Origin of the sequence: Blautia sp. HCP3S3_G3 (genome assembly GCF_052063365.1) — a bacterium.
Taxonomy (GTDB): Bacteria; Bacillota; Clostridia; order Lachnospirales; family Lachnospiraceae; genus Blautia_A.
In genome coordinates, this window is record NZ_JBQHXR010000007.1 from 1 (window position 1) to 26,620 (window position 26,620).

The 26,620-nt window shown below is 44.6% G+C and carries 24 protein-coding genes, 1 tRNA gene, 1 other RNA gene and 1 pseudogene; 7 read left to right on the forward strand and 20 right to left on the reverse strand.

The window, feature by feature from the left end:
• Positions 1 to 428: 428 nt before the first annotated feature.
• Entirely contained in the window at positions 429 to 515 is an 87-nt protein-coding gene (locus ACTNEW_RS08360) for a DUF6783 domain-containing protein (protein ID WP_441060095.1), read from the reverse strand.
• Between ACTNEW_RS08360 and ACTNEW_RS08365 the strand changes: the two are divergent.
• A pseudogene (locus ACTNEW_RS08365) lies at positions 483 to 569 on the forward strand (hypothetical protein); the annotation flags it as partial. The gene ACTNEW_RS08360 and the pseudogene ACTNEW_RS08365 overlap by 33 nt on opposite strands.
• On the opposite strand, the gene ACTNEW_RS08370 reads toward ACTNEW_RS08365, so the two are convergent.
• From ACTNEW_RS08370 to ACTNEW_RS08380, 3 genes are all read right to left on the reverse strand, one after another.
• Positions 550 to 1,251 (reverse strand): CvpA family protein, encoded by a 702-nt coding sequence (locus tag ACTNEW_RS08370; RefSeq protein WP_441059893.1) that lies wholly within the window; start codon positions 1,249 to 1,251, stop codon positions 550 to 552. The pseudogene ACTNEW_RS08365 and the gene ACTNEW_RS08370 overlap by 20 nt on opposite strands.
• Positions 1,252 to 1,260: 9 nt before the next feature.
• Positions 1,261 to 2,502: a DUF5711 family protein gene (locus ACTNEW_RS08375; RefSeq protein WP_441059895.1), complete on the reverse strand. Its 1,242-nt coding sequence runs from the start codon at positions 2,500 to 2,502 to the stop codon at positions 1,261 to 1,263.
• Positions 2,503 to 2,602: 100 nt separating this feature from the next.
• A complete protein-coding gene (locus ACTNEW_RS08380; protein WP_441059897.1) occupies positions 2,603 to 4,267 on the reverse strand; it encodes a LysM peptidoglycan-binding domain-containing protein in 1,665 nt (554 codons plus the stop codon).
• Between the two features lie 196 nt (positions 4,268 to 4,463).
• Here ACTNEW_RS08380 and yyaC point away from each other — a divergent pair, with 196 nt between their 5' ends.
• Complete coding sequence (yyaC, locus tag ACTNEW_RS08385) at positions 4,464 to 5,018, forward strand: spore protease YyaC (protein WP_441059899.1); 555 nt, start codon at positions 4,464 to 4,466, stop codon at positions 5,016 to 5,018.
• On the opposite strand, the gene ACTNEW_RS08390 is transcribed toward yyaC, so the two are convergent.
• The 9 genes from ACTNEW_RS08390 to ACTNEW_RS08430 form a co-directional block, all read right to left on the reverse strand.
• Positions 5,002 to 5,940 (reverse strand): transketolase family protein, encoded by a 939-nt coding sequence (locus ACTNEW_RS08390; RefSeq protein WP_441059901.1) that lies wholly within the window; start codon positions 5,938 to 5,940, stop codon positions 5,002 to 5,004. The two genes, yyaC and ACTNEW_RS08390, sit on opposite strands and share 17 nt — an antisense overlap.
• A complete protein-coding gene (locus ACTNEW_RS08395; protein WP_441059903.1) occupies positions 5,928 to 6,767 on the reverse strand; it encodes a transketolase in 840 nt (279 codons plus the stop codon). The genes ACTNEW_RS08390 and ACTNEW_RS08395 overlap by 13 nt, the downstream gene beginning before the upstream one ends.
• A 106-nt stretch (positions 6,768 to 6,873) precedes the next feature.
• A complete protein-coding gene (gene fsa, locus ACTNEW_RS08400) occupies positions 6,874 to 7,527 on the reverse strand; it encodes a fructose-6-phosphate aldolase (protein WP_441059905.1) in 654 nt (217 codons plus the stop codon).
• 228 nt (positions 7,528 to 7,755) lie between these two features.
• On the reverse strand, positions 7,756 to 8,844 hold the full coding sequence (locus tag ACTNEW_RS08405; protein ID WP_441059907.1) for a LacI family DNA-binding transcriptional regulator: 1,089 nt from the start codon (positions 8,842 to 8,844) through the stop codon (positions 7,756 to 7,758).
• Positions 8,841 to 9,440, reverse strand: coding sequence for a recombination mediator RecR (gene recR / locus ACTNEW_RS08410; RefSeq protein WP_441059909.1), 600 nt, complete (start codon positions 9,438 to 9,440; stop codon positions 8,841 to 8,843). Before recR ends, ACTNEW_RS08405 begins: the two co-directional genes overlap by 4 nt.
• Complete coding sequence (locus ACTNEW_RS08415) at positions 9,440 to 9,796, reverse strand: YbaB/EbfC family nucleoid-associated protein (RefSeq protein WP_441059911.1); 357 nt, start codon at positions 9,794 to 9,796, stop codon at positions 9,440 to 9,442. Before ACTNEW_RS08415 ends, recR begins: the two co-directional genes overlap by 1 nt.
• 111 nt (positions 9,797 to 9,907) lie before the next feature.
• Positions 9,908 to 11,524, reverse strand: a complete 1,617-nt coding sequence (gene dnaX, locus ACTNEW_RS08420; RefSeq protein WP_441059913.1) for a DNA polymerase III subunit gamma/tau — start codon at positions 11,522 to 11,524, stop codon at positions 9,908 to 9,910.
• A 97-nt stretch (positions 11,525 to 11,621) separates the two neighbouring features.
• Complete coding sequence (locus ACTNEW_RS08425) at positions 11,622 to 12,704, reverse strand: 6-phosphofructokinase (RefSeq protein WP_441059915.1); 1,083 nt, start codon at positions 12,702 to 12,704, stop codon at positions 11,622 to 11,624.
• 88 nt (positions 12,705 to 12,792) lie between these two features.
• Entirely contained in the window at positions 12,793 to 14,154 is a 1,362-nt protein-coding gene (locus ACTNEW_RS08430) for an MATE family efflux transporter (RefSeq protein WP_441060097.1), read from the reverse strand.
• A 167-nt stretch (positions 14,155 to 14,321) separates the two neighbouring features.
• Between ACTNEW_RS08430 and ffs the strand changes: the two genes are divergently transcribed.
• An RNA gene (gene ffs / locus ACTNEW_RS08435) (signal recognition particle sRNA large type) lies at positions 14,322 to 14,583 on the forward strand.
• A gap of 42 nt (positions 14,584 to 14,625) precedes the next feature.
• Here ffs and tadA read toward each other — a convergent pair.
• On the reverse strand, positions 14,626 to 15,135 hold the full coding sequence (gene tadA / locus ACTNEW_RS08440) for a tRNA adenosine(34) deaminase TadA (protein ID WP_441059917.1): 510 nt from the start codon (positions 15,133 to 15,135) through the stop codon (positions 14,626 to 14,628).
• Positions 15,136 to 15,554: 419 nt separating this feature from the next.
• Between tadA and ACTNEW_RS08445 the strand changes: the two genes are divergently transcribed.
• On the forward strand, positions 15,555 to 16,250 hold the full coding sequence (locus tag ACTNEW_RS08445) for an anaerobic ribonucleoside-triphosphate reductase activating protein (RefSeq protein ID WP_441059919.1): 696 nt from the start codon (positions 15,555 to 15,557) through the stop codon (positions 16,248 to 16,250).
• Here ACTNEW_RS08445 and ACTNEW_RS08450 read toward each other — a convergent pair.
• Positions 16,224 to 17,501, reverse strand: a complete 1,278-nt coding sequence (locus ACTNEW_RS08450; RefSeq protein ID WP_441059921.1) for a DUF6128 domain-containing protein — start codon at positions 17,499 to 17,501, stop codon at positions 16,224 to 16,226. The genes ACTNEW_RS08445 and ACTNEW_RS08450 overlap by 27 nt on opposite strands.
• Positions 17,502 to 17,624: 123 nt before the next feature.
• Here ACTNEW_RS08450 and ACTNEW_RS08455 point away from each other — a divergent pair.
• A tRNA-Pro gene (locus tag ACTNEW_RS08455) sits at positions 17,625 to 17,698 on the forward strand.
• Positions 17,699 to 18,044: 346 nt separating this feature from the next.
• Here ACTNEW_RS08455 and ACTNEW_RS08460 read toward each other — a convergent pair.
• Complete coding sequence (locus ACTNEW_RS08460) at positions 18,045 to 18,725, reverse strand: SH3 domain-containing protein (RefSeq protein WP_441059923.1); 681 nt, start codon at positions 18,723 to 18,725, stop codon at positions 18,045 to 18,047.
• A gap of 291 nt (positions 18,726 to 19,016) precedes the next feature.
• On the opposite strand from ACTNEW_RS08460, the gene pduB reads away from it, so the two are divergent.
• Entirely contained in the window at positions 19,017 to 19,805 is a 789-nt protein-coding gene (pduB, locus tag ACTNEW_RS08465; protein WP_441059925.1) for a microcompartment protein PduB, read from the forward strand.
• A gap of 144 nt (positions 19,806 to 19,949) precedes the next feature.
• On the opposite strand, the gene ACTNEW_RS08470 is transcribed toward pduB, so the two are convergent.
• The 4 genes from ACTNEW_RS08470 to ACTNEW_RS08485 all read right to left on the reverse strand — a co-directional run bounded on the left by ACTNEW_RS08470 (position 19,950) and on the right by ACTNEW_RS08485 (position 24,243).
• Entirely contained in the window at positions 19,950 to 21,188 is a 1,239-nt protein-coding gene (locus ACTNEW_RS08470) for a PcsB-like coiled-coil domain-containing protein (RefSeq protein ID WP_441059927.1), read from the reverse strand.
• Between the two features lie 327 nt (positions 21,189 to 21,515).
• Positions 21,516 to 21,797, reverse strand: a complete 282-nt coding sequence (gene spoVG, locus ACTNEW_RS08475) for a septation regulator SpoVG (protein ID WP_441059929.1) — start codon at positions 21,795 to 21,797, stop codon at positions 21,516 to 21,518.
• A gap of 53 nt (positions 21,798 to 21,850) precedes the next feature.
• The gene (gene glgD, locus ACTNEW_RS08480) at positions 21,851 to 22,969 is read right to left on the reverse strand and encodes a glucose-1-phosphate adenylyltransferase subunit GlgD (RefSeq protein ID WP_441059931.1); all 1,119 of its coding nucleotides are present in this window, start codon (positions 22,967 to 22,969) and stop codon (positions 21,851 to 21,853) included.
• Positions 22,966 to 24,243 carry a glucose-1-phosphate adenylyltransferase gene (locus tag ACTNEW_RS08485; RefSeq protein ID WP_441059933.1) on the reverse strand — a complete coding sequence of 426 codons (1,278 nt, stop codon included), beginning with the start codon at positions 24,241 to 24,243 and terminating at the stop codon, positions 22,966 to 22,968. Before ACTNEW_RS08485 ends, glgD begins: the two co-directional genes overlap by 4 nt.
• Positions 24,244 to 24,649: 406 nt before the next feature.
• Between ACTNEW_RS08485 and murC the strand changes: the two genes are divergently transcribed.
• Complete coding sequence (gene murC, locus ACTNEW_RS08490; protein ID WP_441059935.1) at positions 24,650 to 26,029, forward strand: UDP-N-acetylmuramate--L-alanine ligase; 1,380 nt, start codon at positions 24,650 to 24,652, stop codon at positions 26,027 to 26,029.
• Positions 26,030 to 26,620 lie beyond the last annotated feature (591 nt).

The following is a 26,620-nucleotide window of genomic DNA, read 5'->3' on the forward strand; positions in this document are numbered from 1 at the left end:
TCGTTTTTACTGTTTTTGGTTCATCGAACCGTTCTTTTGAATGTAAAGAATTTTCGAGAATCGTATGTGTTTCACTGTTTAGTTATCAAGGTCTCTGTCTCGCGACAGCTTTTATATTTTATCACATCTTCTTTTCTTTGTCAAGAACTTTTTAAGTTTTTTCAAAAGTTTTTTCGATGCAATTTCTTTTGTTGTTTTCAGCAACTCGTTTACTATATCATGTATCAATCTGCTTGTCAACAACTTTTTTATTTTTTCAATTTTATATTTAATTGAAAAAATCCGCTTCCTAAGAAGCGAATCTCATTCTATCACCTTGTATACTATTAGTCAAGGATTTTTTTATTTGTTTTTCATTTTTTTACAGGCAAGAATCCTGCCCGGAGTTTTTCCGACAGATGTGCGTCACAATTTGTGGGAAATTTGACTCAAATGAGTGAGGCATAGCGGGCTATGTTGACCGAATGCGAGGCAAATTTCCCGCAAAGCAGGGCGTGCCGATGGCGGGAATGAATTTTCCAGCACACCCTGACCCATTACTGAATTTCATCAATAAAATATACTCATAAATATCTTCACAAAGACATCCTGCTCATAAAAATATTTCAGTACAGTATCCTGTTCCACAATCTCCAGTCCACGGCAGCCGATTTCTGTATTGCAGAAAATCGTAAGTATCAAAAGTGCGATCCAGATCACGAGAAGTCCCTTTACCACCCCGACCACTGCTCCGGCACTTTTGTTGATTCCATGAATAACAGGAAGTCTGGCAATAATATTCAACGCATAAGTAAGCATTCGAATCAGAAGCGTTGCAAGAATCAGCGACAGCAAAAAAGATACGCCGTTCACCACCGCTACCGCAAGAGAATCGGTAATATAATCCGTAAACGTATCCACTGCAAGGTACTGATATACCGAAGCATTATTATTCTCCTCCAGATTCTCTGTTAGAAAAGACGGCAGTCCAAGACGATCGATCAGTGTACTCTGTTCCTGACTCCCGGCCGTAATGTTTTCACCCATTTTCTCTTCTACATAATCCCGGCTGCTGTTCTGCACCGTTTCATACAAAGGCGTATTCTCTTTCAGAAAATCATTCATATAGGGATTGATAAACCATACCAGCGCAATAGACAATGCCCAGAAAAACATCGTCACTACTTCCCGCACAAAACCTCTGCGAAATCCCATCCAGCCAAACAGCAGCACGATTCCGACCGCCGCAATTCCAAGCCACGTTATATTCATAGATGCCTCCTAGCTGAATTTCATAATGTTCACGCCGGTATCCAGTACCATGAAATATCTGTTCCAGCCAATCTTAAAGAAATCATTCAGAGTTCCTTCTACGGTTCCATTATATTTCTCGGTTCCATCATCTTCCAGCACTGCCACCTGTGAACTGTTATACATGATAATGTAACCATCGCTCATTCTGATTGTTGTGTAAGGAACATCAAATTCTCTGCGGAATTTCAGCTTTCCGTCTGCACTGTAGACTTCCATACTGTAAAGATTCTCGGAATCGTCATTTTTGAAAACCATTCCAATCGTGTCATCATCATAAAATGTGCTGACAATCTCTTTCTCAACTTCTATTGTTTTGGTTTCCTTAGGAATCTGCTTGCCGCGGTAAAGAGTAAAACCATTGTCTCGCAAAGCAACTGAACGGGAATTGCTGAGATACTGAATCTGCGGAATCACAACTCCTTCATAGTGATAGCCGCTGACAATTCTGTCATCTTCATTCTGCCCTACGTCTCCGAAATTATAAAAAGCCACATAACTTGTCGTATCTCCACCGTCCACAAACTGATAAGCAACCATCATGATCTGTCCGTCATCCGAAACTGCAACATCCAGCGGAAAACCGGGATCATCAATCTTCGTCTGATTTTCTGCAATCAGACTCCCATCAGATGCATAAAAATTGATCCATGTATCACCGCCCCCGTCAAGGATTGCGGCAACAAGACCATTACTGGAAATACGGGCCTTTACAATACTGTAAGAAGTAGTCACACTTCCTTCCAGACCATCTTTTCCATAAATCCGCATCGATGTGCCATCCCGGTCCGCGATCACAGCACGTTCACCGCGTACATCTGCCATCGGATTCTGCATTTTATAAATATCACTCCATACAGTCTCCAGGCTTCTGTTCACAAGCGAAACACCATCCGGAGTATAGCGAAGAATCTTTCCATTCAGCTCCACATACTGTGTAGAGACCACATCCTCCTGCTCACTTGTTTTTAATATTTTATAATCATAATAACAGTGTTTCTGAAAATAAAGAACAAGTGCCAGAACAGCAAGTACCGCAATCGCAGTCATGGTCAATATGCGCTTCAACGCTTCAATCCGGCGGCGCAGAAGCCTCGACTGATGATGATCCGTTCCTGATGCAGTATTCTGCTTCCGCTCCAGCAAAGCTTTCTCTGCCATCATTTTACGGCGCCTGAACTTCTTTCTCAGTTTTTTGAATGTATTTGCCATATTCCAACCTTACCTTATGTATTTTTCCGGCAGCTGTCCGGCAATTTTACAGTTTTCTTCTGCCGGTCAGCTGCTTACCGGTTCATTATAGCATACTTTTCTATGGTAAGACAATCACTTGTCCCGGATAAATAATTTCTTCCGGAGATATACCATTTAATTCACAAATACGGGATATGGCATTCATACTTCCGTATTTTTCTATACTGATCTGATAAAGAGTATCCCCGGGCCTTATTACGTAGGTTGCATGAACTTCACTTCCCGAAGCTGTTTTGTCCGCATCCGTACTTTCTGTCTCTGAAGATGTTTCCTGTCCGGCAAGCGCTTCCTTTCTTGCTGCCTTTCGAACATCCGATTCTTCCTGATATGCTGCCGATTCCCCTTCCAAAGTTCCATCTTCTGCTGTTTTCTGCTGCTGTGAATCGTTCTGCTTCAAACCTGTTTCACCCGAATTCTCCAGACTGGTTTTTGCAGTTTCTCTACTTGTATTTTCTTTTATATTTTCTGTTGTATTTTCTGTTGTATTTTCCGTATTCGAAGTACTCCTGTTTTGTACATTTGCATTCTTTTCTTCCGTATCTGTTTCCTGTTTATTTCCATTATCTGCGGCTGTATTCTGCTCATTCCCGGTCACCGTATCTTTTCCGGCGGTGCCTGTCATATCTGTTTCATCTGCATTTTCTGCATTCGAAGATTCACTCTCTTCATCCGCAGATTTACTTCCCACACTTGCAGATTCATTTGCTGTATCTCCGTCTTTGATACTTTGGCTTTCGGCATCCGCACTCTTTTCACTTTGATTCCCAGTACTCTCACCCTGATTGGCTGCTGCCTTTCCTGTACTTTGTGTCGTTTGCTCTTCATCATCCAAACTATTTATTCCGTTTTTCTCTGCCGAAGCAGTCGTTGTACTCACTTCTTCATACACTCCATATCCGTCCCTGTAATCCCTGTAAAAATTTACGCCAACTGCCAGAAGTGCAATTGCCAGACAAGCCGTAGCCGCATAAGAAAATACGGGAATGTCTCCCTCCTGCCCGGTATCCGCCAAACCTTCTGCCTCCTTTTTCTTTTCCAACCTTTTTGTTTTTTTCTTCGCATGGATAATTTTACGAAAAGCAATCACAGCTTCGTCCGGAACTTCCTCAGTTTTTTCCAGATGCACTTCCTCATTTTTCGCCACCATATAATTCTGCATCTGGGGGTTTTTCTCGTAAAAAAGATAATATCCAGGCAGTTTTACCAGAAAGTTATTTTCGTAATGAAAAAAAGCATCTTCACGTTCCGCTGTATCCATTAGCATCAATACTTTTTCCCAGCCTCCGAAATACTTCAGATGTACTCTTTTAAAGACTTCCGTAACCTCCAGCGGCAGTTCCGGCTGGGCAAAAAACCAGCCCACAATTTCCTGTCCGGGAAAATATAATTCCTGCTCATCATGAATCTTTTTCCATGCATTTTCTGTAAAATCAATATGTTCCGCCGCTGCTTCTGTTTTTTCTACAGTGATCGCACCTTTTACAAACACGTATGTCACTCCTGCCTGCCATTTGGACTCCCCGGTAAGCACCGCAAGCCTTCCTTTTTCTCCTTCCGTATCCATCCCGGCCAGCCTCACCAGGAATGTATACACATAGTCTTCCACATAAATCCGGTAATTCTGACCCGGAAGTCCAATCTGACGTATATTTCTCGGAACAGCGAACATCCCCTCATTTCCTTTCGCCTCCTGTTTCTCCTCTTTATAAATGACCTCTATCATGTCATATCACCCCTTCGGCTATCAGAATATCATAGGTAGAATGCGGATTTTGACGGAACCAAAGAGGCTTTTCCAAGAATTTGACGACATATTTTGCACCACGCATAATCCACAGATATTCTGGATATGATGAAAAATAAAGTGTTACTGAAAACGAAGTGAACAGTAACAATAAAATAAAAAATGAGGAAACATCATGACCTTTTATGTTGATGCCAAAAATCAGAACTCTTCCCGTGAAATTGCCCGTCTTCTCAGGAAATGTATTCGAAATCACCCCAAAAGCTGGACAGAACTCGTATTCCTCTGCATAGGCAGTGACCGCATGACCGGAGACTGTCTCGGTCCCTATATCGGGCAGCAGCTCACCCGTTACACAAAACAGGGATTTTTTGTCTACGGAACACTCACAAATCCGGTTCATGCCATGAATCTGAACCATATATACGCCCTGATCAAAATCCGCCATCCCACTGCTCTGATCATTGCAATCGACGCTTCCCTTGGACAAAAAAAGCACCTGGGGTATGTGACCATCGGAAATGGTTCACTTTACCCAGGTGCGGGTGTTCGCAAGGAACTGCCTCCTGTCGGAGATATTCATATTACAGGTGTGGTCAATATCGGAGGAATGCTGGAACAGCTCACCCTTCAGACCACACGGCTGTCAACTGTCATTTCTCTGGCAGAAACGATCACTGAGGGAATCGTACGCCTGATTCCCTCAGAGTGCCTTATGCAAACGCTTTGATCTGTTTGTAAATGCCATCTGCATCAAGACCGTATTTCTCAAGAAGAGCTGCTGCAGGTCCGGATTCACCGAATACATCATTGATACCGATACGTTTTACAGGTACCGGAGCTTTTTCAGACAGACATTCGCAGACTGCTCCGCCAAGACCGCCGATAATGGAATGCTCTTCTACTGTTACAACCTTGCCTGTTTCTTTGGCTGCTGCCACGATCAGATCCTCATCCAGAGGTTTGATGGTATGGATATTGATCACTTTTGCATCAATTCCGTCTGCTGCCAGTTTCTCTGCTGCCTCCAGTGCAGGAGCTACACAAAGACCGTTTGCAACGATGGTAAGATCCTTACCTTCTCTTAAAACAATACCTTTGCCAAGCTCAAACTTGTAGTCAGGTCTGTCATTGATCACCGGAACAGCCAGACGTCCGAATCTCATATATACCGGACCTTTATGCTCGTAAGCGGCTTCTACCAGCGCTTTTGCTTCAATATCATCAGACGGGCATGCAACGACCATACCAGGAATGCTTCTCATAAGCGCAAAATCTTCACAGCACTGATGGGTAGCTCCATCCTCACCAACAGAAATTCCGCCATGAGTAGCTCCGATCTTCACGTTCAGTTTCGGATATCCAACAGAGTTACGTACCTGTTCAAACGCACGTCCTGCCGCAAACATGGCAAATGTGCTGACAAAAGGTACTTTGCCTGTGGTTGCAAGTCCTGCGCCGATTCCGACCATATTGCACTCTGCAATTCCGCAGTCAATATGACGTTCCGGGAATTCTTTCTTAAAAACACCTGTCTGGGTAGCTGCAGCAAGGTCAGCATCCAGAACGATCACATCCTCATGTTTTTTGCCCAGTTCTACCAGGGCATTGCCATAGCTGGCTCTTGTAGCGATTTTCTTTACTTCTGACATAATGCTTCACCTGCCTTTTCCAGATCTTCCATTGCCTGTGCATACTGTTCGTCATTCGGAGCTTTTCCATGCCAGCCCACAGAGTTTTCCATGAAAGAAACGCCTTTGCCTTTTACCGTCTTCATAACAATAGCAGTCGGCATTCCCTTGGTTGCTCTTGCTTCATCAAAAGCAGCTTTCAGCTGATCCATGTCATTTCCGTCAGCCACATTGATTACATGGAAATTAAATGCCTCGAATTTTTTATCGATCGGATACGGAGAGCAGACTTCCTCGATCGGTCCGTCGATCTGAAGTCCATTATTATCCACGATCACAACAAGGTTGTCCAGTTTTCTGTGGCCTGCAAACATTGCAGCCTCCCATACCTGGCCTTCTTCAATCTCACCGTCACCGAGCAATGTATAAACTCTGTAGGAATCATTGCTCAGTTTTGCAGAAAGTGCCATTCCGACCGCTGCAGAGATTCCCTGTCCGAGAGAACCGCTGGACATGTCTACGCCCGGAATGTGTTTCATATCCGGATGTCCCTGCAGATAAGAGCCAAGGTGGCGCAGTGTCTTCAGGTCTTCTACCGGAAAATATCCTCTGTTGGCAAGAGCAGAATAAAGTCCCGGTGCTGTATGACCTTTGGATAATACAAAACGGTCACGATCTGGTTTCTGCGGATCCTTCGGATCAATGTTCATTTCCTCAAAATAAAGGTAAGTAAATAAATCAGCCGCGGATAAAGAACCGCCCGGATGTCCGGCTTTGGCTGCATGAACTGCTGTTACGATGCCTTTGCGGACTTCGTTCGCAATTTTCTGAAGCTCTAATTTCTCCATGTTCATTTATTCTCCTTCATAGTTTCATAATGCTGCGAGCAGTACCGGGAAAACGGATACAGAAAATCTTCTGTCATCCTCACACCGATACGGTATACTACTGCTATTATTCGCCGAATACAGCTTTGTAATCCTGCTGGAATTTAACAATTCCTGCATCTGTCAGCGGATGATGCAGCATCTGCTCAAGTACTTTATATGGTACAGTAGCAATGTCAGCGCCTGCAAGAGCACATTCGGTTACATGAACCGGATGACGGACACTTGCTGCGATGATTTCTGTTTTGATATCAGCGATAGCAAACATTTCTGCGATCTGACGGATCAGCGGAAGTCCATCTGTAGAAATGTCATCCAGTCTTCCAAGGAACGGGGAAACATAAGTTGCGCCTGCTCTTGCAGCCAGAAGTGCCTGGTTTGCAGTAAAGATCAGAGTAACATTTGTTTTGATTCCTTCTTTGGATAATACTTTCACTGCTTTTAAGCCTTCGCCGGTCATCGGGATCTTAACTACCATGTTCGGATGGATTTTGGCAATCTCACGTCCCTCAGCGATCATTCCTTCTGCATCAGTAGTCGTAGCTTTTACTTCACCGCTGATCGGTCCGTCAACAATGCTTGTGATCTCTTTGATGACTTCTGTGAAATCTCTTCCCTCTTTTGCGATCAGAGAAGGATTGGTAGTTACACCACAGATGATTCCCATATCGTTGGCTTTTCTGATGTCCTCTACTTTAGCTGTGTCAATAAAAAATTTCATGTTTTTTTCCTCCTGTTTTTTCTCGTTTTTTGGTAATTTCATTATAACAGAATCTACGCCCCGGTCAAGAAGGGGTTTGTTTTATTAATAAATAATCAATTAATATTTTCTATTTTTATTAATACCATTCCATGGAAAACAAGGGTAAAAGATGATTATTTCACAGTTTTTATTTGACATTTATATGGTATCCCGCGAAATTATTAATAATAATTTTCGGCGGGAAATTTATTTAATTTTGGCATATGAGGTCGTCTTGCGTACGATCAGTTTCGGGGTATACTCAATATTATACAGGCTTGTAGGCCGGCTTACTCCGTTAAACTGGTCGTTCATGCTGATTTTGCGGATAATAATATCGCAGGCATCTCTGCCCTTCAGCGCAACGTAATGATCAATGGTAGTCAGGGAAATCCTGCGGATGCTGGAATAAAAAATATTGTCACAGCCGATCACCGAAACATCCTTCGGAACATGAAGTCTGGAAGCCTGAAGTGCATCGACCGCCCCATAAGCCATCATATCATTCTGTCCGGCAACAGCAGTAAATTTCCTGCCTTCTTTCAGCAGTTCCATGGTAAGCTGATACCCCATGGAATATTCGGAATCTGTACGCGGGCTTCGGCGGTCTACCGCTTCATCCGCCGCTTTTATGATCACATGATCTTTCAGCCCTTCTTTTTCAAATTCTTTTACAAAACCATCCACGCGGCGGGACCTCTGCCACTGCCTTCTGGTCAGAGGCGGGGTGATAAATGCCACATCCCGGTGTCCAAGATCCAGCAGATGACGCGCCATCAGCCTGCCTACCTGCGTATTGTCCTGATTAATTGCGTCTACTGTCGTGGTTTTTTCTTTGTTGCTGATGATTACAAGAGGAATTTCTTCCGCCATCTCCTCCACCTGTTTCTGAAAATCCGGATTGGGATTGCAGGCATAAATGATTCCCTGCGGGCGGACTGTTTTCATCATTCTCAGATATTTTTCCTCCAAATGCGCATCACGCTGCGTATTACAGATAAAAACACCGTAGCCTTCTTCATTGGCCACCGATTCAATCCCCTGCAGAAGCAGCACATAATAGGGACTGGTAATGGTCGGGCAGAAAACTACGATGAGCTTTTCTTTTTTATTTTCTTTTCTTGCCCTGTGCCTGGGCAGTTCATAACCTAACTCAAGCGCGGCCTGTTCCACCTTCTGCACAGTTTCTCTGGAAAAAGACACATTGTATTTATGATTCAGGACCATGGATACCGTTGCCTGAGAAACACCGGCACGTTTCGCCACGTCCGAAGAAGTTGCCTTTTTTTTCGTCACGTCAGTTCCACCCTGCCCTCTAATGCACGAAGCAGTGTCACCTCATCAATATATTCCAGGTCTCCTCCCACCGGAACACCGCTGGCGATTCTGCTCACCTTAATTCCGCTAGGCTTGATCAGTTTACTGATGTACATTGCCGTGGTTTCCCCTTCAAGACTGGAATTGGTGGCAATGATGACTTCTTTTACATCATTCTGCAGGCGCTGCATCAGTTCTTTCAGCTTAATATCGTCCGGACCGATTCCCAACATAGGGGAAATAGCCCCGTGAAGGACATGATAAACGCCGTCATATTTCCCTGTTTTTTCATATGCTGCCAGATCCCTCGTATTTTCCACTACCATGATGGTTCCGGAATCACGGTTGGGATTGCTGCAGATGGGACAGATTTCTTTGTCCGTAAGGGTATAACACTGCCTGCAGTACTGAACATTTTCTCTCGCATCAGAAATCGCCGCCGTCAGCTGCTGCACCTGATCCTTCGGCATATTCATAATATGAAAAGCAAGGCGCTGGGCAGACTTGGCACCGATTCCCGGAAGATGAGACAGCTGCTCGATCAGTTTATTGATATGCGTACTGTAGTATTCCATCAGAACGGTAAGCCTCCGCCAAGACCGCCGAGACCGCCGGTCAGTTTGGACATAACAGCTGCAGTTTCTTCTTCAACTTTGCGCAGGGCCTCATTGGTCGCTGCCACGATCAGATCTTCCAGCATTTCAATATCATCCGGATCCACCACTTCTTCTGCAAGCTTCACCTTAGTCACTTCACGCTTACCGGAAATGGTCACTTCTACTGCTCCGCCGCCTGCAGCTGCAGTAAATTCTTTTTCTTCCAGTGCTTTCTGATTTTCTTCCATCTGGCGCTGCATTTTCTGCGCCTGTTTCATTAAGTTATTCATATTGCCCGGCATGCCCATGCCAGGAAATCCTCCACGTTTTGCCATGTAATAAATCCTCCTTTAAATATGCTGATATCTGCTCATGCAGACATTTCTGTTTTGTTTATCATCCTGCTGCTCGTCCGGAACCTTCTCAGGCGTCTCCTGTCTGCCGCTTCAGTCCTGCTGTTCCAGTTCTTTTGGATCTTCCTCCACTACTACATCCATATGAATGTTTTCACGGATGGCCTGATCCACTGTAATCTGCGTCAGATTCGTATGCTGATGCTCTTCAGCTACCAGCATATGCAGTTCTATGGATTTTCCCAGATGCTGCTCGATAATCTGCTGCAGTTCCTGTTTTGCCTCGGAATCATCTGGATAATTACGGCCGAGAGGCGTCTGAAACTCCACAAAAAGAACCGGTTCTCCCGTCTCCCCGTTATATTTGGGAATGGATTTCAGCAAAGCCTGTTTGAACACTGCCGTTGTCTGATTCACAATCACTTTCCAGTTGGCCACAATTTTCTGCAGATCTTCCGGCGCTGCTTTCTGCGGTTTCTTCTGCTGTACAGTCTCCTGCCCTTTCGCTGAAACCAGATCTGTACCTGACTGCTGCACGATCACCTGCTGTACCGGGCGCTCCTCTATCTTTTGCTCCAGCACCCGGATTCTGTCCAGAACGGAATCCAGATTGGTTTCCATCGCAGGACGGCAAAGCTTGATCAGCGCAATCTCCACCAGCACACGCTTCTGCGCGGCAAACCGGATCTGATTGGACAAATCGGAAAAAATACGGATATAACGCATCAGTGTTTCCACATCCACCATATCGCTCTCTTCCTGAAGAAGCTTCAGATTTTCGGAGGATACATCAATCGCCTCCTCCGGATTGTCGGATGTTTTGACCAGAAGAAGGTTCCGCATGTACCAGGTAAAATCTGATACAAACTGTCCCAGTTCACGTCCGCCCACGATCAGCTCCTCCAGCACCCGGATTGCTCCGGTCACATCTCCCTCCAGGACTCTGCGCAGAAGCTGGCTGAACACTTCCGTATCCACAGCACCAAGAACATCCAGAACCTTATCGTACGTCAGTGTTTCTCCCAGATAAAAAGCGATACACTGGTCAAGAAGGCTCAATGCATCTCGCATGGAACCGTCTCCGGCTTTTGCCACATACCTTACCGCTTTTCCTTCTGCTTCCACTCCTTCCGCCTTCAGGAGTTCATCCAGCCGGGCTGCGATCGTATCAATGGAGATTCTGTGAAAATCGTATCGCTGACACCGCGACAGAATCGTAATGGGAATCTTATGCGCCTCCGTAGTAGCCAGAATAAAAATGACATAGGAAGGCGGCTCCTCCAGAGTTTTCAGCAGAGCATTGAATGCTCCCGTAGAAAGCATATGGACCTCATCGATGATGTAGACCTTGTAATTTCCCTCTGTAGGGCGGTAGGAAACCTCCTCGCGGATCTCACGGATATTATCCACACCGTTATTGGAAGCAGCATCGATCTCAATGACATTCATGGAAGTACCAGCCTGAATCGCTCTGCACATCTCGCATTCATTACAGGGGCTACCATTCACCGGATGCTGGCAGTTTACAGCTTTTGCCAGGATTTTTGCCACGGTTGTCTTACCGGTACCGCGGGTTCCGCAGAACAGATATGCATGACCGATACGATTCGCCTTAATCTGGTTGGTCAAAGTAGTCACAATATGATCCTGCCCCTTCACATCTGCAAAGTTATCGGGCCGGAACTTTCTGTATAAGGCTGTATAGCTCATGGACAGACTTTCCTCCTGTTTCACGAATTCGCCGCAGGAGGTAAAGCCCGCGGCGAAATGGTATACTTTTGCATTTTATATAATTTTACCCGAAAAATCAATCTCCGAAACTGATTCCGATCTGTTTGGCTGCTTTGACTGTCTGATCTTTTGGCGATACCATCTTCAGCTTGCCTGCGCACTCCGCAAGAGGTACTCGTTTGATCTTGCCGTTCACGATACCGATCATTACGCCATATTCTTCATCCAGAATGGCTTCTGCTGCACCCGCACCGATTCTGGTGGAAAGCACACGGTCATATGCGCATGGCTCACCGCCGCGCTGTGTGTGTCCCGGAACAGTTACACGAACTTCGCTTCCTGTTTCTTTGAAAATCTGATCTGCGATCTCGTAGGAAACAGACGGATATTTCTTGGCTCTTGCTTCCAGTTTTTCTTTCAGTTTTTTCTTCGGAAGCTCTGCATCTTCTTTGGAAATTGCACCTTCTGCAACTGCAAGGATGGTAAATCTCTTGCCTGCTTTGTTACGTTTGCGGATGGCATCTCCAACCTTCTTGATGTCATACGGAATCTCAGGAATCAGAATAATATCGGCACCGCCGGCGAGTCCTGCATGAAGTGTCAGCGAGCCTACTTTATGTCCCATAATTTCTACAATAAATACACGTCCGTGGGATGCTGCTGTGGTGTGAATGCAGTCGATTGCGTTGGTTGCAATATTGACCGCACTCTGGAATCCAAAGGTCATATCCGTTCCGTAAATATCGTTGTCAATGGTCTTCGGAAGATGAATGATATTCAGTCCTTCTTCTCTCAGGAGATTAGCTGTCTTCTGTGTACCATTACCTCCCAGAATGACCAGGCAGTCCAGGCAGAGCTTATAATATGTCTGTTTCATCGCCTCTACCTTATCCAGTCCCTTCTCATCCGGAACGCGCATCATCTTGAACGGCTGTCTGGAAGTTCCGAGAATCGTTCCGCCCTGGGTCAGAATACCGGAAAAATCTTTAGATGTCAGCATACGGTATTTGCCATAGATCAGCCCCTTATAACCATCATCAAATCCGTAAACTTCCAGATCATCGATTGCATTGGAAAGTCCCTTTACAACGCCTCGCATGGTAGCATTCAGAGCCTGGCAGTCACCGCCGCTTGTTAATAAACCTATTCTTTTAGTCATAGTGTACACCCCGTTTCTTTGAGTATTGATAAAACGATTATGGTTTATTATATAATATTTTGTCCTCTTACCGCAATAGGAAATGAATTTATACTGAATAAAATGTTTTCCATTTTCCGCTCCGGTATCTGCTCACAAAACAGAGCACACGCACGATCCAGTCCATGACCATCGCACACCAGATTCCGATGGCTCCATATCCCAGCACTACAGCCAGAATATATCCGCCTCCAAGGCGCATAATCACCATGGAGGCAATGGAAGCGACCATTGGAAATTTCACATCATTTGCCGCTCTCAGAACATTGGTCAGAGTAAACGAAGACGGCCACAGCAGAATCGCACATCCATCATGAATCATTACCAGAATTGCCGCCAGTTTCAGCGTTTCCGCAGAAAGTCCGTAAAGTTTCAGGGTCAGCGGCATGGTCACGATCACCAAAGTACAGCAAAGTCCGTTGATCAGATAGGTCAGTTTCATCATCTTTTTCGTATAGTATTCTGCCTGTTTAAAGTCTCCGGCACCGACACATTGTCCGATCACTGTGATGATTGCAAGGCTCATGGCCTGTCCCGGAAGCACTCCGAGACTGTCCAGATTATTGGCCACTGCATTGGCAGCAATCTGTGTTGTTCCAAACAGAGCGATCATTCCTACCACAAGAACACGTCCAAGCTGAAAAACGCTGTTTTCGATTCCGCTTGGAATCCCGATATGCAGTATTTTTTTGACCAGAGGGAGATTCCATCCAAAATGCTCCGGCATAATATGGATTTCCAGTTTTTTATCCCGAAGCCTGCATGTCAGAATCACACAGGCGGTCATTCTGGAAATCAGAGATGCAGCGGCAGCTCCTGCCACACCCATATGCAGACCAAAAATACAGACTGCATCTCCCACTACATTCAGCACATTCATAATGATCGATGCCTGCATGGATATTCTGGAATTTCCCATGGAGCGAAACAAAGCCGCACAGGAATTATATACGGCAAGGAATGGGTAAGATACTGCTGAAATCACCAGATAGATCAGCGCGTTTTTCATAACATCCGCTTCGATTGAGCCATAAAGAAGACCAAGAAGTCCACGGCGGAACATAATCGCCAGCGTCATCACGCCGACGGCGATCAGCCCGGTCACCACCAACAGCTGATTGGCTGCTTCGCATGCTTTTTCACGGTTTTTCTGTCCGAGAAACTGCGAAGAGATCACCGCACCGCCTGTAGAGACTGCCGCAAAAAGATTGATCAGAAGTGTATTGATCATATCCACCAGGGAAACACCGGATGTAGCCGCCTCCCCTACGCTGGATACCATCATGGTATCTACCATTCCAACGGTCACTGCCAGAATCTGTTCCACAATCAATGGAATGATCAGGCGCTTCAGATCCTGGTTGGTAAAAAGATATGTTTTCCGGCCCGGATTACTGCTTACACTGCTTATGTTGTTTTCTTTATTATTCTGCTTGCTTCTTGTTTCTTTTTTCAGATGAAACACTCTTTCTTCCCTCAACTTTGATTTTTCTTTATACGCGCCATTATTTTAGCACAGGACTTTGCTTATTTCTACTGTAGACTTGACAAAATTTCCGAAAGCCTATATAATTAACTCCGCGCAGCCGGGGAGATAGCGGTGCCCTGTACCTGCAATCCGCTACAGCAGGGGTGATGCCAATCCGAGGGGTGTTCCTTGTGGAGCTGCCCTTTATAAGTGGCGTTGACGTCTGGGTCTTACGCAACAGGAATCTGTGAACCGTGTCAGGGCAGGAATGCAGCAGCACTAAGCAGAAGCTCTTGTGTGACGTGAGGGTGCCTGGGCCGAGTTAACTGTAGAGGTAACGTCTGTGAGTGCATCTCGAAGTGCGGCGCGCGTAAAAAGATTTTTCCGGATACTGTCAGATGGCAGTATCCTTTTTTATTTTATATTCTCCACATCTTCCGCAGCCTTTCTGGCTTCTTTTTCGCGTTTCTTTGTTTCACGCAGTTCCTTAAAAAAGTTCGACAGCATGGAAGAACACTCCTCTTCCAGTACTCCTCTGGTCACTTTTACCTGATGATTAAATCCTTCCATCTCCAGAAGATTCAACACAGATCCGGCACATCCTGCCTTGGGATTCATGCTGCCAATGACTACTTCATCAATTCTGGACTGCACCAGTGCCCCGGCACACATCTGGCAGGGCTCCAGCGTCACATACATCGTGCACCCTTCCAGCCGCCAGTCGCCGAGTTTTTTGCTGGCTTTGCGGATGGCATTCAATTCCGCATGAGACAATGTATTTTTGTCGGTATTTCTCCTGTTATAACCTCTGGCAATAATTTTTCCGTCACATACAATCACGCAGCCGATCGGCACCTCTTTGAGGGCAAGCGCCTTTCTTGCCTGACGGATTGCTTCTTTCATAAAACGTTCCTGATCAGTCACAAAGTATCTCCTTTTTCATCTAAACAAAAATGGCTTCCAACGCAGACATCATACCATTATAAAGTCGATTACGGAAACTTTGATAATGGTTACTGCAGATATCCAGTATAAGCCACAATAAATACCTTACTGTTTCGGTGAGGATTCTTTTTCGAGAGTGCAGTTGTAAAAACGCAGGCGTAGCGGGCTACGCTGAGGCTTTTACAACTGTGCTATCGGGAAAGCAGACCAGCGAAACATATGGTTATTTATTGTGGATTATACTAGACCATTATATAGAATCCAACTTGCAAAATCAATGAATCAGAACTAAAATAATGTTGCTGTTCATTCTCAGGTTACTGTAAACGGAATGAACCGTAACCTTCTCAGTACTGCTTATCAGCAATCTGAAGTAAACCATAACGAGGTGATTGCACATGAAAATATGCGGGTTAAACAAAACGACTTTACTGGATTATCCCGGCAAAGTTGCGGCAACCATTTTTCTGGGCGGCTGCAATTTCCGCTGTCCGTTCTGCCAGAACAGTTCTCTTGTACTCCACGCAGACCGGGAACCAGAACTTTCACAGGATGAAATCTTTTCTTTTTTGGAAAAACGCCGGGGGATTCTGGAAGGTGTCTGCATCACAGGCGGGGAACCCTCTCTGAATGATAATCTGGAGGAGTTTATCCGGAAAATCCGTTCTCTCGGATATGCAGTCAAGCTGGATACCAACGGTTCCCGTCCATATATTCTGAAAGATCTTGTCAGAAAAAATCTTCTGGACAAAATAGCTATGGATATCAAAGCCTGTCCGGAAAATTACGGAAATGTTTCCGGCCTTCTTTATCCGGATCTGGATTCCATCCGGGAAAGTGTAGATTTTCTGATGGAAGGGCATGTGGATTATGAATTTCGCACAACTGTCGTCAGAGAATTGCATACAGAAAAAGATTTCAGAAAGATCGGTCAGTGGATCAAAGGCGCCAAAGCTTACTATCTCCAGGCTTACAAAGACTCCGAAGAAGTCCTGCAGCCTGGATTCAGCAGTTATTCTCTGAAAGAACTGCAAAATTTCCGCAATATTCTTCTGGAGACCATCCACTTAGTGGAAATCCGGGGTATTGATTAAGCGATACCAGTATCCGCCTCTTCCCTTTGGCAGCTGAATATGACGGCTTTCCCTGAAATAAGGGAAACCAAACATTCCGGCCATGAAGCGTTCCTGCTGATCGTAACCGCCGGGAACTCCAAGGATGTAACGCCCATCCTGTCTTTTTCCAATCAGAAGATGTCCGAAATTATAGTATCCATACTGAAGGAACCGGTTATTCCGCAAAGCCGCATCCCGGCGGTTCAGATGCACCAGGTCCTTCAGCTGGATTCTCCGGCATTCTGCCAGTTCTCCGTCCCCAAAGGGACATTCCGATTTTTGTTGCTCTTTTTGTTGCTCTTTTCGCCATTCTTCCTGTTGTTCTTTTGCATGATCTTCTTCACGTTTTTCTCCTGTCTTATCGGCTTTTGTCTGCATTTTCTCTGTATTTTTCGCATGCACTGTCTTATCTGGTGTCATCTGGTTTTCTGGTTCCGTATGTGTCTCTTCTGCCGACCGGTTCTGAAACTCTCCATTGCTTTCTGGCTCCACCCGGTTTTCTGCTGTTACCATTTTCTCTGGCTCTATCCAATTTTCTGCTTCCAGTGTTCTTACTGTTTGCATTCTGGTTTTTGGTTCCGATAGGTTTTCTGCTGCCAATGATTTTATCCTGCTTTCTGTTTCCGATTGGTTTTCTGCTGACACGTTTTTTTCTGATTCCGTAAGGTTTTCTGTTGTCGGTTTTATTCCCACTTCCAACCTCATCTTTTGCTCTGTATCACCCGTCATTATTTTTTTCAGATTTCCTGTTTCTTCGTCAGAGTCATACGATTTTATTTCCTGTCTGTTTTTTTCCATCCGGTCTTCGGAACGTTCCGCGTCCGATAAACGGTTCGCTTTTATTTCACGGAAATTCTCCGGTCTGATGGGAATATCATCCCACTCTGTTCCAAAAAATGCTCCGCTTTCTGTTTTCAGAATCAATCCTCCCATTTTGCCGATTCCTACGCCCGTATCACTCATATTCAATGCATCTGTTTCAATCAGACACTCTACAATTCCATCATTCGTCCTGCAGACATTCAGCAAATTCCCATCTATCAGTCCGCCATTTCTGACAAACCCGTAAATCCTGCATTCCATCTGTGCCGAAAGTCCGGGACACTGCAGATGAACTTCCAGCCTGCACTGTCCATCTCTCACTTCCACCTTGATAAATCCACAGTTATTCCCCTTTTTCCCTTTGCGATATTCATATACATACGCAATAAAGCGGCGGTATCCAGCCACGCAGTTTCCTCCAGAAAATTCAATTTCTCTAATATATATGACCAAAATAAAAAAAAATGAATTTTTTTCAATTTTTGTATTGACAAACTCGTCACTCTTTTATATAATAGCTCTTGCAGTTGACGAAGCGTGGCTCAGTTTGGTAGAGCGCTGCGTTCGGGACGCAGAGGCCGCAGGTTCGAATCCTGTCGCTTCGACTAAAAAGAAGATACCATAAGGTATCTTCTTTTTTATTAAAAAACCTCTGCAAATACCTGTGTTTCAAAAAGCATGGAAACAAATCTTTAAAATCCGTTCATACTTCGTTGGCACGACTTTTTGATGAAATCAAATAATTACTGTTAAACCACAATAGACCCAACCGCCACAACTATTCATCGTGACGGCTGGGTCTATTCCTGATTCTGTTCTGCATTTGCTATATTCTCAAATATTTCTTCCACAGTCATGAAAATATTCGAAAAATCCCTCGATGCTATTACAGAATCTGTATGATATATTCTTCTGTTTTATACGTTCAATCCTTTGTGAGTGGTTGTTCCTTTAGGCTTCTTCATCCTCCTCAGAAGTATCTTCTTCAGAAGAAGTACTGCCTGATGCTGTACCTGAACTGCTCTTACTGCTCAACTCATCACCGCACTTCAGATATCCTGTCTCTCCTTCGTATTCAGCCTGAACCCATCCATCGCTCAGTACTTTGATGATTGTTACGCTGGTTCCTTCTTCCAGTTCCATTACAATATCGGAATCTGTATTCGCTTCTGCACGGAAATTATAACCGGTCTGCAGCACATGTGTGGTTCCATTTGCTGAAGAATCTGCTGATGAAGTCGTTGTGGTTGTCTGCTGTGTCTTCAAAGAAGAAATAGTAGCCTGAAGATCTGAATTGCTTTTCTGCAGATCCTGAATCTGTGTCTGAAGATCTGCGTTAGACTGGTTCAGTCTGGTAATCTCTTTCTTATCCACTCTGCGCTGCCAGCTCTTACCGGCAGAAAAAATAAGAATCACCACCAGAAGAATCGACACTGCTCCGATAATCAGAATCTTCCGGTCTCTGTCCTGTTTATTTCTGGCAGCAACAGTCCGATTCCTCTCAGTCCTTTTTCTCTGGGTATCACTTTCTCTTTTTCTTGGTGTTATCACTTCTTCGGCACTGGAATCGCTTAAAAAGCCGCCTGATCTTTCCCTTACATTGTCTTTTGACTTTTCCAAATCTGTTTTCATCTGTAATCTCCTCTCATCGTCGTTAACCCCTTATTTATTTTATACCGGCTGTCTGAATCTCCTGTATTTCAAAGATGACCTCCGGCAAAAATGTCTTTGCCAGTTTTATTATAATACATTATAATACATCCTTTTTCCACAGCCAAGAGGTCATTTCATTTTTTTCCTTTTAATTTTCCCCATTCTCAACTCTGACGATATTTTTCATAACCAGCTTATGCTCTTCTGATGTTTTTCTCATAACTATCTTGTCTCTCAACTGTAAATCATGCTATAGTAAAGATAATGAAAATGTTCCGGAGCGTATTGGAAAACCGCCTTTCCGCCCGGAACAGGCGCATCAATCCATGCAAAAGGAGACTCTCTATGGACGTACACAATATCAGCACGCATTGCAAAAGAACAGAATTCGTGGGTACCGCAGTTCTTGATACCATCGGTCTTGTCATTTCCGGTATTGACGATACCCTTCTCCGGGAAATGAAAATCGGCACCAACTATCATGCGCTCGGACTGCTCAGTTCCCGTACAGGAGCCGCCGGTCAGATTACTGCCATCGACGATGCGGTCAAAGCAACCAATACAGAAGTCCTTTCTATCGATCTGCCCCGTGATACCAAAGGATGGGGCGGGCACGGCAATTATATCGTAATCGGAGGGGCCGATGTGTCTGATGTCCGTCATGCCATTGAGCGCGCTCTGGAATTAACCAACAAATATGCAGGCGAATTATATATCAGTCAGTCCGGACATCTGGAATTCGCATTCTCCGCCAATGCAGGCCCGGCTCTTTCCAAAGCTTTCGGTGCACCTGCAGGTGAAGCATTCGGCTTTATGGCAGGTTCTCCTGCAGCCATCGGTCTTGTCATGGCTGATACTGCAATGAAAGCTTCCGCTGTAAAAATTGTCCGTTATATGACACCAAGCATCGGAACAAGCCATTCCAACGAAGTCATTCTCGCACTTTCCGGAGATGCCAGTGCTGTCAAAGAGGCGGTTCTGGAAGCCAGGCAGATTGGCCTGGAGCTTCTCATTGCCATGGGCACCTATCCGGAAATCCCCGGAACGCCTTATTTATAAAATATATCATCCATTCTGAAACAGAGCGTGTTTGAAATTTAAGTCAAATATATACAGAAAAAGCTCCAGAGGAGCTTTTTCTGTATATATTGTACGTTCTTTCTATACTTTGCTTTATTCTGTACTTTCTTCCGTCATTCTGCCTCAGTTCACCTGATACACATCCGCATACTGAGACCCAAAGCTCAGAGCTTCCTCATGACTGTTAAAATAAATATCCACATGCCCATAAGGTGTTCCCAGATCTTCTACTGTATATACCGTTCCATTAATCAGAAGCTGTGTTCCAAACGGTACACCCGCCATGGCAACTGTATGTCCTGCAACCGGCATTGCCCCGCTTGCTGTGGCATTTCCCGCAGTTCCGCAGCACTGTGCGCAGTTACAGTAACCTGTCAGTCGGAAGTTTCCCAGATAAGTACCGGACCCGGAATTTGAAGAACTTTCTTCTGTATAGGAAGAGTCCTCCGTATTTCCTGTTTCTTCTTCATAAGTATCATCTGATTCCTCATACAGATCACTTCCGTCATCTCCCGCAGAACCCGTATCATTTACAGAACTGTCAGAAGACTCTGACACATCCATCTCTGCATCATAGTCATAGGAATCTGAAGCCTCTTCCGCTGCCTGTGCTGCTGCTTCTTCTTCCGCCTGTTCGAGCAGAGCAGCAATGTTACTGTCCGCACTGCTGATTTGTGCCATCAACGCGTTTGCCTCTTCTTCTGTGGCACTGATCTGGCTGATGTATGAAGAAATAGTTGCGCTGGTATTCGCCGCCATAGTCTCCACTTCCTGCTGCTTGCCGGCTTTTTCATTCTGAAGCTGAAGAATTGCTTCATTTTCCTCTTCTATCTGCTGCTCCTGTTCTTTAATACTTTCTCTGGTCTCTTCATATTTTTTGAGCATATCTCTGTCATACTGAGAAATCTGTGAAACATTCTCCGCCTGATTCAGAAAATCTGCAATACTGTCTGAAGAAAGCATAGCCCCCAGCATGGAGCTTCCGCCGTGTTCGTACATATACACGATACGAATCTTCATTGCTTCATACTGTTCGCTGGCAGCAATTTTTGCTTCTTTCAATTCTTCCTTAATCCGGATCAGTTCCTCTTCCTTGTCAGCCGCTTCTTTCTCCAGTACTGCAAGACTGCTGCTCAGTTCTTCATATTGTGCATTCAACTCTGCCAAATAGTTTTCCAACTCCTGCTTCTTGCTCTCGAGGCTGATGATTGTCGCTTCGGTCTGCGCAAGCCCGCTCTGAGCTGCCTCTTTCTGTTCCATCGCGTAAGCGATCTCGTCCTCTGTATCAGCCCATACACTGTTTCCCATAGAAACTGTCAGAAAGCCGGCAAGCAGTAATGCAAAAACTCGTTTATTTTTCATAAATAACCTCCAGAAATCTACTTTAAAGTTTTAACAGCCAGCATGATGCAGGTCTGTTATCTTTTCCGCAGGTTAATTATAACACGTTTTTTAAGAAAATCAATGTTACTGCTTATTTTTTGTAACATTCGTGTAATATTTTCACATTTTCTTCACATTTTTGAAAATCTTAACCAATTTTACAATTGTGATCCCATCCGGAGGGCTTTTTCATATTACAGGAAAATGTGAAGCTTACAGAAAAAAGCGGTGCCTTTCCACAAAGCACCGCCCTTCTTCTCTTATTCAATTATCTCAAAATCAGACCAGAAAACGTCTTGACCTGTCTCATTCCGCGAGTTCTTCCGGTTCTTCAGCCATTACTTCCTCATATTTCTCAAGGATAATCTTCTGAATCCGGTCTCTGGTGACAGAATTGATCGGATGAGCAATATCACGATATTCACCATCTGTGGCCTTGCGGCTTGGCATTGCAATAAAAAGTCCCTTCTCTCCTTCGATCACTTTGATGTCATGTACTACAAACTCATCATCGATCGTGACAGAAACAACCGCTTTCATCTTTCCTTCTTTTGCAACTTTTCTCACGCGTACATCAGTAATGTTCATTTTGCTTTCCCCTTTCCTTTTACAAGTGCTGAATTCTTTCTTCTCCCATAGAATCACAGCACATAGCGTTCATTTTTCTCTACGACAATCTTCACTTCTCCCTCGCCGCAGTAATACGAATTAGCCCTGATCGTATCTCTGCTCTCCACAATACAGTTTTCAATATGTGTATTATCCCCCAGATATACATTACTGAGAATCACAGAATTTTTGATCACGCAATTATTACCCACAAATACATCTTTAAACAGCACGGAATCCTCCACGGTTCCGTTAATGATACAGCCGCTTGCAACAAGGCTGTTCTTCACGACAGCGCCCGGATTGTATTTCGCAGGCGGAAGATCGTCGATTTTTGTTTTGACCGGCGGATCCTGTTTAAAGAAATAATTTCGGATCTCCGGCTGCAGAAATTCCATATTGGTTTTGTAGTAGGATTCTGCCGTGGAAATATTGCTCCAGTAGCTGTCAATTTTATAACCGTAGATCCGTTTCAGATTTTTATAACGGATCAGAATATCTCTTACAAAATCATTTCGTCCTTCCTGGGCAGCTTTCTCAATCAGTTCGATCAGCTGTCTTCTGCGGATGACATAAATCCCTGTAGAAATCGTATTATAGGAAGAAACCATCGGTTTTTCCTCAAATTCTTCAATCCTGCAGTCCTCATTCATACGGAGCACGCCAAATCGCTCCACCTCATTCGGATCCTTGCAGGTAGTGCATACCACTGTGATATCTGCACGTTTCGCAATGTGATATTCCAGCACTTTATTATAATCCAGTTTGTAAATACAGTCACCGGACGCAATCACTACATAAGGCTCGTGACTGTTTTTCAAAAATGACAGATTCTGATAGATTGCATCTGCAGTTCCCTGATACCAGAGACTGTTTTCCTTGGTGATCGTAGGAGTAAATACAAAAAGTCCTCCCTGCTTTCTGCCGAAATCCCACCACTTAGAAGAACTCAGATGCTCATTCAGAGAACGTGCATTGTACTGTGTCAGCACTGCAACTTTCTGAATATGTGAATTGGCCATATTGCTCAGCGCAAAGTCGATACTTCTGTAGCTTCCGGCAATAGGCATTGCTGCGATTGCTCTTTTGTTGGATAATTCTCTCATGCGGTTGTTATTGCCGCCCGCCAAAATAATACCGATTGCTCTCATGCCCTGTCACCATCCTTTGCTGCAATTACCTGTCCGCTTGCCAGCAGTCCATCCGGATAATCTGCCGGTGTGGTTATTCCGGAAACAGCTGTATTCTTGCCGATTCTTACATTATCCGGAATGACACTCTTCTCTCCGATCGTGGCAATTCCGAATGCATAAACCGCCGGTTTCAGTACGTTCGGCACCTCCTCGCCGCATCCAAGCACCACTCTGCTGCCAATGACAACATCTTCAGCCACGATGGATTTGTCCATGACAACATTCTCCCCGATCGTGGAATTTCTCATAATGATCGAATCCCGGATCACACTGCCTTTACCGATCATAACATTCGGTCCGATCACAGAATTATGTACTTCCCCGTAAATCTCAGAACCCTCTCCGATCAGACACCGGTCAACCACCGCATCGGAAGAAATGTACTGAGGAGGAATGATATCGCCTTTTGTATAGATTTTCCAGAACTCTTCGTATAAATTAAATTCCGGAATAATATCGATCAGCTCCATATTGGCTTCCCAGTAAGAGCCCAGTGTTCCTACGTCTTTCCAGTATCCGTTATACTCGTAGGCAAACAGACGCTGTCCTTTATCTTTGCAGTATGGAAGGATATGCTTTCCAAAATCGCAGTTGCTCTGGTCTTTCAGAGCGATCAGTGCTTCCTTGAGCACCGGCCAGCTGAATATATAAATCCCCATGGATGCCAGATTGCTGCTTGGCTTCTCCGGCTTCTCCTCAAACTCCAGGATACGGCTGACCTCATCTGTTACCATAATACCGAAACGGCTGGCTTCTTCCATCGGCACCGGCATGCACGCAATGGTGATATCCGCCTTATTCGCCTTGTGGAAATCCAGCATCACTTCGTAATCCATCTTATATATGTGGTCGCCGGAAAGAATCAGAACATAATCCGGATTATACTGCTCCATATAATCCAGGTTCTGGAAAATAGCATTGGCAGTTCCGGTATACCACTCACTGCTGGAACTCTTCTCATAAGGAGGAAGCACAGTCACACCGCCTTCGTTCCTGTCCAGATCCCACGGAATGCCTATTCCAATATGTGTGTTGAGGCGCAATGGCTGATACTGCGTTAAAACACCTACCGTATCAATACCTGAATTGATGCAATTACTTAAGGGGAAGTCAATAATACGATATTTTCCGCCGAAAGCGACTGCCGGTTTTGCAACTTTTTCTGTCAGAACCCCCAGCCGGCTGCCCTGTCCGCCGGCAAGAAGCATGGCAATCATTTCTTTCTTGATCATGCAATCACCTCTTATGATGTAATATTAGGCCAAAAATGCCTCAGAAATTATGCGGACTCCTGTTTCTTCCCGAGTCCGCATATTCTGTTATGGTTGTAACATTATACCATACTTCCCGGAATTAGTGAACATTTTTTACAATTATTTTGTTCATTTTTTGTATTTTTTATGATTATTGTATAGAAATCATGAGCAGGCGAAATTTTTTCATTCATCTTTTTGTCTGTTTTTTACATAAAAGTCATCGGAACACGCTCCTATTTTTTATCCCGAACAGTCCATATTTTCTATCCAAAAATAAAGCTGTCCGCATTTTCTGTCCCGAAATAAAGCTTTTCATTTTTCCTCATTGGGAGTATAATGAAATAATTAAAAATAAGAGAATATGATATTAGGAGATTATATTATGTATCAGATAGACTTTCACAAACCGCTGCATATTCATTTCATCGGTATCGGCGGTATCAGTATGAGCGGCCTTGCAGAGATTCTGCTGGAAGAGAATTTCACAGTTTCCGGCTCTGATGCCAAAGAAAGCCCGCTCACCAGAACGCTGGAAGAACGAGGAGCAAAGATTTTTTACGGACAGCGCGCTTCCAACATCGAAGATTCCGTCCAGGTTGTCGTATATACCGCAGCCATTCATCCGGATAATCCGGAATTTGCCTGCGCAGCATCGAAAGGCATTCCCATGCTTACCCGGGCCCAGCTTCTCGGACAGATCATGCGTAATTATGACACACCGATTGCTGTTTCCGGTACACACGGCAAAACAACCACTACTTCTATGATTTCCCACATGCTTCTTGCGGGAAACTGCGACCCCACCATCAGTGTAGGAGGCATTCTTCCTGCTATCGGCGGCAACATCCGTGTGGGACAGTCTGAAATGTTCCTGACCGAAGCATGTGAATACACCAACAGTTTTTTGAGCTTTTTCCCGAAAATCAGCATTATCCTGAATATGGATGCAGACCATCTGGATTTTTTCAAAGACATCCAGGATATCCGTCATTCTTTCCGCAGATTTGCAGAACTTCTTCCGGCAGACGGCACACTGATCATCAATGCCGATACTCCTGCTTACGAGGAAATCATCCGCGATCTTCCCTGTCATGTGATCACTTACGGTCTTGAGCATGACGCGCAGTACACTGCACAGGATATTACCTATGACGAATTCGGACATGCCACCTTCACCGTTCTGAAGGACGGACAGAATGCAGGCACCTACAGTCTGAAGGTTCCGGGTATTCACAACGTATCCAATGCACTGGCTTCCGTTGCCGTCGGACATCTGCTCGGTCTTGCGGACATTGCCATCACAGAAGGACTGAATGGTTTTACCGGAACAGACCGCCGTTTCCAGCTGAAAGGCAAAGTAGGCGGAGTCACCATTATTGATGACTATGCCCATCATCCTACCGAAATCGAAGCCACACTCCATGCTGCAGGGAATTATCCGCACAAAACCATCTGGTGTGTATTCCAGCCTCATACATATTCCCGCACCAAAGCTCTCCTGCCGGAATTTGCCCGGGCACTCACACTTGCAGACCATGTGGTGCTTGCAGATATCTATGCAGCCAGAGAAACCGATAACCTCGGCATTTCTTCAGAAGATATTCAGAAGCAGATTCAGGAGCTGGGGACTCCCTGTGAATACTTCCCTACCTTTGATGAAATCGAGACTTATCTTCTCGAGAACTGTACAGAAGGCGATCTTCTGATCACTATGGGAGCCGGAGATGTTGTCAATATCGGAGAACATCTGCTCGGGCAATAAGCGCAATCCCTGTATACAGACTTTCCGCCTTCACACAGGTTGTCCGCATAAACTTCACCAGCCATTACCGGTTTCAGCCGGTAATGGCATTTTCTTATATTAATCATAAGAAAATGCTTTGTATTTTTCTATGATAGGAGAAAGCACCCTGCTCTGCAGGATTCTCCGCCTGCGGCGGATTGCTTTCGCAATATAATTCCTCTCCGGGCAGGACCGTACTGCGGCAAATCAGAAATATTTTTTCATAAATTTTATACACATCTGAAAACCCTTGATTTATAAGGCTTGATGCAAGTTATCCACATTATCCACATATTTATACACATTTTCTCCCACCTTAGAATGTGGATTTTTATGTGTATTAATTGATTGACATAATTCGACATTTTTCGCTTACAAAATACCCTAAAACTTTACAAATCCCTTGTATTTCCGCACTTTCTGGCGGTTTGCAATAATAAAACGCATCTTTACACTATCCACATTATCCACATTATCCACATCCGAAATGTGGATGAATTGCCCCTGAAAAAAAGAGGTTCTCTTTTGAAAATGGTTGTGCTATAATCCAGAAGTACCAAAAAGATACCG

Excerpts from the sequence above, each read along its gene's own strand:
- ACTNEW_RS08380 (WP_441059897.1), bottom strand. The coding sequence starts at position 4,267 with ATGATAGAGGTCATTTATAAAGAGGAGAAACAGGAGGCGAAAGGAAAT.
- ACTNEW_RS08485 (WP_441059933.1), bottom strand. The coding sequence starts at position 24,243 with ATGATCAAGAAAGAAATGATTGCCATGCTTCTTGCCGGCGGACAGGGC.
- ACTNEW_RS08415 (WP_441059911.1), bottom strand. The coding sequence starts at position 9,796 with ATGGCAAAACGTGGAGGATTTCCTGGCATGGGCATGCCGGGCAATATG.
- spoVG (WP_441059929.1), bottom strand. The coding sequence starts at position 21,797 with ATGAACATTACTGATGTACGCGTGAGAAAAGTTGCAAAAGAAGGAAAG.
- ACTNEW_RS08470 (WP_441059927.1), bottom strand. The coding sequence starts at position 21,188 with ATGAAAAATAAACGAGTTTTTGCATTACTGCTTGCCGGCTTTCTGACA.
- ACTNEW_RS08375 (WP_441059895.1), bottom strand. The coding sequence starts at position 2,502 with ATGGCAAATACATTCAAAAAACTGAGAAAGAAGTTCAGGCGCCGTAAA.
- ACTNEW_RS08460 (WP_441059923.1), bottom strand. The coding sequence starts at position 18,725 with ATGAAAACAGATTTGGAAAAGTCAAAAGACAATGTAAGGGAAAGATCA.
- dnaX (WP_441059913.1), bottom strand. The coding sequence starts at position 11,524 with ATGAGCTATACAGCCTTATACAGAAAGTTCCGGCCCGATAACTTTGCA.
- ACTNEW_RS08445 (WP_441059919.1), top strand. The coding sequence starts at position 15,555 with ATGAAAATATGCGGGTTAAACAAAACGACTTTACTGGATTATCCCGGC.
- ACTNEW_RS08425 (WP_441059915.1), bottom strand. The coding sequence starts at position 12,704 with ATGACTAAAAGAATAGGTTTATTAACAAGCGGCGGTGACTGCCAGGCT.
- ACTNEW_RS08395 (WP_441059903.1), bottom strand. The coding sequence starts at position 6,767 with ATGGAGAAATTAGAGCTTCAGAAAATTGCGAACGAAGTCCGCAAAGGC.
- glgD (WP_441059931.1), bottom strand. The coding sequence starts at position 22,969 with ATGAGAGCAATCGGTATTATTTTGGCGGGCGGCAATAACAACCGCATG.
- recR (WP_441059909.1), bottom strand. The coding sequence starts at position 9,440 with ATGGAATACTACAGTACGCATATCAATAAACTGATCGAGCAGCTGTCT.
- murC (WP_441059935.1), top strand. The coding sequence starts at position 24,650 with ATGTATCAGATAGACTTTCACAAACCGCTGCATATTCATTTCATCGGT.
- ACTNEW_RS08390 (WP_441059901.1), bottom strand. The coding sequence starts at position 5,940 with ATGTCAGAAGTAAAGAAAATCGCTACAAGAGCCAGCTATGGCAATGCC.
- yyaC (WP_441059899.1), top strand. The coding sequence starts at position 4,464 with ATGACCTTTTATGTTGATGCCAAAAATCAGAACTCTTCCCGTGAAATT.
- pduB (WP_441059925.1), top strand. The coding sequence starts at position 19,017 with ATGTTCCGGAGCGTATTGGAAAACCGCCTTTCCGCCCGGAACAGGCGC.
- ACTNEW_RS08370 (WP_441059893.1), bottom strand. The coding sequence starts at position 1,251 with ATGAATATAACGTGGCTTGGAATTGCGGCGGTCGGAATCGTGCTGCTG.
- fsa (WP_441059905.1), bottom strand. The coding sequence starts at position 7,527 with ATGAAATTTTTTATTGACACAGCTAAAGTAGAGGACATCAGAAAAGCC.